We start from the raw sequence: 6,773 nt of genomic DNA, 5'->3' as shown, positions 1-6,773 counted from the left end.
TTTCCGTTCTTATTATGCCTTTGCGAAGGGACGAGATGGCGGTTTGCGGACTTCTGCGGGAATTCCCACTAATATTTGTTTTGGCTTTCTCAAGTCTCTTTTACAAGCGATACAAGTGGAAAAGCCAGAATTTTTGGCGATCGCCTTCGATACATCTGAACCCACCTTTCGCCATCAAGCAGATCCCACCTACAAAGCCGATCGCAAGGAAACACCGGATGATTTTATTCCGGACATGAAGAATTTACAAGCACTTTTACAAGGGTTAAATTTGACGGCGATCTCCAAACCTGGATACGAAGCGGATGATATTCTCGGTACTTTAGCTCTGCAAGGAAGTCAAGCGGGATATCGGGTTAAAATTATGACTGGCGATCGGGATTTATTTCAAGTTGTTGATGATGAAAAACAGATTAGTGTAATTTATTTAGACCCGAGAGCAATTAAAAGTGCGCGATCGGGACTAAAGGAATTTCATGCCGCAGAAGTTGAAGAAAAATTAGGAGTCACTCCTGCACAAGTTATTGATTATAAAGCCCTGTGTGGTGACAAATCCGATAATATTCCTGGCATTAGAGGAATTGGCGAGAAAACCGCCGTTAAATTGCTCAAAGAATACGGAACTTTAGAGAAAACTTATGAGAATATCGAGCAAATTAAAGGCGCAAATCAAAAGAAACTCAAAACAGGACAAGAAGATGCCAAACACTCCCAGTTTATGGCAACGATTAAAATCGATGTTCCTTTAGAAGTTAAAGTTAACGATCTGAAACTTGAAGGTTTAAACTTTCAGCAAGCACAGCCTTTATTAGAACAACTCGAATTAAGTAAAATCAGCCAACAACTTGACAAATTACAAGAACAATTCGGAAGCAATTCTACAGAATCAACTTCCTTGGAGATAGAAACATCTGAAGACGGCGATACATCCTTTTTTAGTGCAGAAGAAACCGAAAAAGCTCAAGAGGAAGAAAAATCTCTCATTACACCAGAAATAATCGATACCGAAGCAAAATTAACAGCGTTAGTAGACCGCTTAAAAACTTATATTAATCCTGAAATTCCTGTAGCTTGGGACACTGAAACCAGTTCCCTCGAACCTCGCGATACTGAATTAGTTGGAATCGGCTGTTGTTGGGGAGAAAATCTCGTTGATATGGCTTATATTCCCCTCGCTCATAAAGAGGGAAAGCAACTCGATAAAACATTGGTTTTAGAGACTTTGAAGCCTATTCTCGAAAGTGAAAAATATCCCAAATCGCTACAAAATGCGAAATTCGATCGCCTCGTTCTTTTTTATCAAGGAATTAAATTAAAAGGTGTTGTTTTTGACACCATGTTGGCAAGTTATATTATTAACCCAGATAGCTTTCATAATCTAACGGATTTATCCCTAAAATATTTAACTGAAATTGAAGCAAAAAGTTACAAAGATTTAGAGATTCCCAAAGGTAAAAACATTTCCGATCTCCCCGTTTCTCAAGTTGCTGAATATTGCGGCATGGATGTTTATGCAACCTTTTGTCTCGTCCCAAAATTGAGAGCAGAACTAACAAAAATTCCCGCATTAGAAGAACTACTTTTAGAAGTTGAACAGCCGCTAGAACCCGTTCTCTCCGCAATGGAAGATCGAGGAATTCGTATCGATACCGACTACCTCAAACAACTATCCGAACAGTTAGGAAAAGACTTGACAAATATCGAGAAAAATGCTTATGAAGAAGCGGGAGAAGAATTTAATTTAGGCTCCCCCAAACAGTTGAGTAAATTGTTTTTTGAAACATTAGGATTGAGTATCACAAAGAGCCGCAAAACTAAAACAGGATACTCAACAGACCATGCAACCTTAGAGAAATTAAAAGGAGATCACCCCGTCATCGATCGCATTCTCGAATATCGTACCCTGTCCAAACTAAAATCAACCTATGTCGATGCAATTCCCGCCCTTGTTCATCCCAAAACCGGGCGCATTCACACCCATTTTAATCAAACCGTCACCTCCACAGGGCGACTCTCCTCCTCCAATCCTAACTTACAAAATATTCCCATTCGTAGCGAATTTTCCAGGCAAATCCGTAAAGCCTTTTTACCTCGAGAAGGATGGCAATTAGTTTCCGCAGACTACTCCCAAATTGAACTGCGAATCCTCGCCCATTTGAGCCAAGAACCCATCCTTGTTGAAGCATACCACAACCGTCAGGATGTCCACCGCGTCACCGCACAATTGCTCTTTGAAAAAGAAGAAATTACCCCCGACGAACGCCGTTTAGGAAAAACGATTAATTTTGGGGTAATTTATGGGATGGGTGCCCAGCGTTTTGCCCGAGAAGCAGGAGTCAATTCCAAAGAAGGGAAAATCTTTATCGATCGCTACCGAGAACGCTATGCTAATGTATTCGCCTATTTAGAACGCATGAAAAAAGAAGCGATCGCCTTTGGTTATGTGGAAACTTGGCTCAAACGTCGCCGCTACTTTAATTTTGCTGGCAGCAGCGTAACAAAACTCAAAGGTCTCAAACCCAAGGAGATCGATCTTGATAACCTTAAAAACCTTTCTCAGGGAGATTCACAACTCTTGAGGGCTGCTGCAAATGCCCCCATACAGGGATCGAGTGCAGATATCATTAAAATTGCCATGATTAAATTACATGAAATCCTGCAAAATTATCAGGCCAAATTACTGTTGCAAGTTCACGATGAATTAGTCTTTGAAATTCCACCAGAAGAATGGGAAGAATTAGAACCGCAAATTCGAGATACGATGGAAAATGCTGTGGAATTAAGCATTCCTTTAGTTGTAGACGTGCGTGGAGGGAAAAACTGGATGGAAGCTAAGTAACATTAACAACCAAGATTAACAACACAAGCGAACTGCGATCGCTTTTGTTAGATACAATCCCTATCTCGTGAGAACTTTTCTCTTGATCCGGAAATCCCATCAAACTCGAGAGAAGTATAGATAAATCCCCCATACCTATCACAATAATAGCGATTGAAAAAAAACTCTTGTATAGAGTTAAAGAGAATATCTTCAGGGATATTTACTGTATATTAACGTAAAATGACTTCCATACCCATCGTACCCGGAATTATACAATGAGAGGACGCAAGATATTAATTTTTGTATTGTTGGTGATTTGTGCCACATTTGTCGTTATTTTACTCAATGGATCGGGTACGGCAACAGGACCGATCTTAATCAGCCTTTTGTTGGTTGCCGTATTTGCCATTATCTCCGTAGGTGCGACGACAGAAATCTACCGGGACTTGGTAGATAATCTTCGCAATGATTCCATGCTGAAGAAAGCTGCGAGTCGCTTCTATCTTTATGGTCGCGGGGGGAGTGGGAAAACAACCATTATCAAAAGTTGGTTGGGTGGAGAAGTCAGACCCGAACAAGCAACCAAATTTTTTGCCTTTTATACTGCTGAAAAATATTTAGATTTGGAAACGAAACGACAGTGCCGAATTGTTGTTTCTGATTATCAAGGTCAATCTCCCTCTCAGAATACCCTGAATGCTTCTCCACAAGTCATTGGTTTACCAGATAAGCGTTTGGTGAATGGGGTTCTGTTTATTGTTGATATTGCCCCTCGGATTGAAAAAAATGGCAAACCATTAGATACTAATGAATTAGTTGAATGGTTGGCAGTTGATACCGAAACTAAGATTCGCAAACGAGTCGAACAGCATCTTGAATATATTGTTCCCGCAATTTTAGAAATTGTTTTTGCAACGGTTTATAGCAAGAATCTTTTATGTGTTACTTTAATTATTAATAAGATGGATTTGCTGGAGCAAATCGTCGCGATGGGCTGTATTCCTGGGGTTAGTTTGGCTAATGTAGAAGAATATGCACGCAATTTGTTCAAACGGATTGAATATAATATCCGCGATGCTTGTGACAAAATTGCTAAACCGGAACATCAAATCGATTTTTCTGTTGCGTTGGTGAGTGCAGCAAAAGGGACGGGAGTTGCAAAAACGTTTAATCGTGTTATGAAAAAATATGCAGATGCAAGATATAAGGAAAAGAAAAAGTAATAATGTTATCTAGTTTTACACCTTTCCTTTTAAGGTTGCTAATTCTTCGCGTATAGTTGGGGGATTATAGCCTAAAGTAAAGGCTTTTGAACTATCCATAGCGAGGTCGGCAGGTCGAGGGGCAGCCATAGTTACATCCTTTTGAGAGCAGGCTTTTAAGCCTGTTTTGGGTAGTTCTAAAACTTCTGTCATTAAACAGCCAAATTCGTACCGAGATAAGCGTTCTTTGCCTCCTAAATGTAAAATTCCTGTTGCTTTTTCAAGTGCCAAAAACAATCCATGAGTTGCAGTTTCTGCACTGACAGGCATTCGGTACTCGTCAACAAATAAAGTTAATTCTTCCTCTTGACGGAGTTTGGCAATAAATGATTGAATAAAACTAGGAGAATGGGGGGAAGCAATACCAAACATTAGGGGCATTCGACAAATAGCCGTTTTCGGATAGCGCTCTAATATTCCTTGTTCTGCTAATACTTTTTGTTCGCCATAAATACTGACTGGACAGACGCGATCGCCTTCCCTATAAGGTGGATTTAAACCATCAAAGACAAGATCGGTGGAGGTAAAAGCACAAGGAATCTCAACTTCTGCACATAGATCGGCAATATAACAGGAAGCGGTAACGTTTATGCGATAAGATTCTTGAGGATGAGTTTGACAATAATTAGGTTTTGAAGCAGCAGCAGCATGAATAACTGCATCGGGTTGAATTTCTGCAAACAGTGTTTTCAGTGCTTGAAAATCAGTTAAATCAATTTTTTGCGATAATACTTTAGGAATATTAATTGCATGAGTGCTATAAGTTCCGAAAACTTGCCAATTTTGTTGTGTTGCAATTTGACATAAATTCCAGCCGAGAAAACCACTAGATCCGGTGACAAGAAGTTTTTTCATTTCTAATAATGCGTAATCACTTCAAGCGGTGAATTTTTACCTTCAATAATAGCTCGGAAAGCAGGTAAATAGTAAACTAATGTTTCAGTGTTAGCTTGCAATAAGTTCCTAATTAAGGCCAAATCGAGATGACTATTTTTAATATCGATACTGGTTTTATAAGCAATAAAACCGGTATCGCAATCTAAATCAAAACTGCCGATCGCAGTCTCATAGTTAATTCTGGCTGTTAATTCTAAGATTGCGGCCAGTGTATCCCGAGCAGCAATAACGGGTAAAATTGAGTAGATGAGAAGCCGGCCTTGTTCTTCAAAAGATTGAATGTAGCAATCCCAGCGATCGCCATCAATTTGAAAGTTACTGTGGAGAAGGTTAACTTCTTCGCGATCGCAACTCCAATCATTGAGGGTGAAGTAGTGAATCACCGCATCAATAATGGAACCGTTGAAAGAATTCGCGGCGATCGCAGGAGGATCGAATAGACTTATTTTTTTTGAGTTAAGAATTGCGGCGATCGCTTGTTTGTCCATTGTTTATCTATATTTTTTTCTCAAGCTAGAATCACTAATTTTGAGTTCCTTGATGAATTGCTTCCAGAGGGGCTATCTTTTGATCGATAACTTGTTTGAGAGTCGGTAAATAGCGATCCATCATCTCAATATTAGTATATACGAGTTGTTTAACCATTGACGGCGCTAAATGACTTCCTTCAACATCAATACTGGTTTTATAACGAATAGTTCCGCGATCGTAGTTTAACTCAAAATTCCCGATAACTATCTCTATATTTGCCCTTGCTAAAAATTCTGCAACTTTTGGTCTACAATCCTCCGGAATAAATAAGGGACAATAAGAATAAAATAGAAATTGTTCGTGAGGTTCATTAATCTGAACTAAACAAGTCCACTCTCCATGAATTCCTTTTGCTTGGACATGAAAACTAGGAGAATCATCAGTATAATAAATTTTCCAATCTTCTCGAACAAAAAAAGATTCCGCAATTTGCAATAATTGATTTTTATTGGGGTCTGCTAGTTTATCGGTGAATTCCTCAAATAGAGGTTGTAAATCGTCTGCAATAGATAAATCTTCGCTGGGACTAGAAGTTGAATTTTGGCTCTGGTTGGTAGGCTTAAATAAGGATGACCAATCAATTAAAGGATTATCATTCTCAATATTTACCAATGTTTGAGACAAATCTTTTCCTTCCATAAGATTTGTTTCTACTCGTAAATTTTTAGTCAGTTGTTCGATCAAAGGCTGCAAGTCTCGATTGGGATGAGAAGCCTTTATTTGACTCAATTTTTGATATAATTCCAAACCTTCTGCAATATCTTCTTCCATTTCTGCAAAATCAAAATCTGTTGTCTCTTGTAAGAAATCCAACATCCCATTTAAAAAGTCTTCCACGCGAAAATCTTCTGTTGCTTCTCCTAACTGCACAAATTTCCAAAAAGTATGATATCCCGTTGTTGTTTGTTTCTGCTGTTGTTGGACTGATATTGCAAACCAACTCTCTGTTGACACTAAAACATTCTGTGTTGACTGCGATCCTAAAGTTTCTAAATAAATGGCAGTTTCTCGGATATTATGGGCATGAGGTTCTAATTGAGCCAGCAAGAAAGGGTTAAGTTGTAAGTTAATCTTGATTTTCTGGTTAGATATGAAAGATTGACCAAGAAACTTTCCTCTTAGGTCAGAATTGAGATTAAAAAGTGCTTTGCGATCGATCTCTTGATAAATTTTAAGATTTGTGGAAAACTCTAGGGAACAAGAAACTAATGAATCTCCTTTCTTTTTCACTCTTACAGTTGGAGTTGCGATCGCGATCGCAA

The 6,773-nt window shown here is 38.8% G+C and carries 5 protein-coding genes; 2 read left to right on the top strand and 3 right to left on the bottom strand.

The features are described from left to right. A partial coding sequence (gene polA, locus VB714_RS14125) for a DNA polymerase I (RefSeq protein WP_323225214.1) occupies positions 1 to 2,839 on the top strand: 2,839 nt, incomplete at its 5' end. A 257-nt stretch (positions 2,840 to 3,096) separates the two neighbouring features. Continuing rightward, positions 3,097 to 4,044, top strand: coding sequence for a hypothetical protein (locus VB714_RS14120; RefSeq protein ID WP_323225212.1), 948 nt, complete (start codon positions 3,097 to 3,099; stop codon positions 4,042 to 4,044). 15 nt (positions 4,045 to 4,059) lie between these two features. Here the strand turns inward: VB714_RS14120 and VB714_RS14115 are convergent, their stop codons facing one another. From VB714_RS14115 to VB714_RS14105, 3 genes are all read right to left on the bottom strand, one after another. Next, positions 4,060 to 4,938, bottom strand: coding sequence for an NAD(P)-dependent oxidoreductase (locus tag VB714_RS14115; RefSeq protein ID WP_323225210.1), 879 nt, complete (start codon positions 4,936 to 4,938; stop codon positions 4,060 to 4,062). A gap of 2 nt (positions 4,939 to 4,940) precedes the next feature. Beyond that, positions 4,941 to 5,468 (bottom strand): YbjN domain-containing protein, encoded by a 528-nt coding sequence (locus VB714_RS14110; protein ID WP_323225208.1) that lies wholly within the window; start codon positions 5,466 to 5,468, stop codon positions 4,941 to 4,943. Positions 5,469 to 5,502: 34 nt separating this feature from the next. Next, a partial coding sequence (locus tag VB714_RS14105) for a YbjN domain-containing protein (RefSeq protein WP_323225206.1) occupies positions 5,503 to 6,773 on the bottom strand: 1,271 nt, incomplete at its 5' end.

The organism is Spirulina sp. 06S082 (genome assembly GCF_034932145.1).
Taxonomy (GTDB): domain Bacteria; phylum Cyanobacteriota; class Cyanobacteriia; order Cyanobacteriales; family Spirulinaceae; genus CCY15215.
Note: the sequence above shows the minus strand (reverse complement) of the source record. Positions and strands in the feature narration are given on the sequence as shown.

What these genes read in the sequence shown, in the direction of transcription:
- VB714_RS14120 (WP_323225212.1), top strand. Translation starts at nt 3,097, where the DNA reads ATGAGAGGACGCAAGATATTAATTTTTGTATTGTTGGTGATTTGTGCC.
- VB714_RS14115 (WP_323225210.1), bottom strand. Translation starts at nt 4,938, where the DNA reads ATGAAAAAACTTCTTGTCACCGGATCTAGTGGTTTTCTCGGCTGGAAT.
- VB714_RS14110 (WP_323225208.1), bottom strand. Translation starts at nt 5,468, where the DNA reads ATGGACAAACAAGCGATCGCCGCAATTCTTAACTCAAAAAAAATAAGT.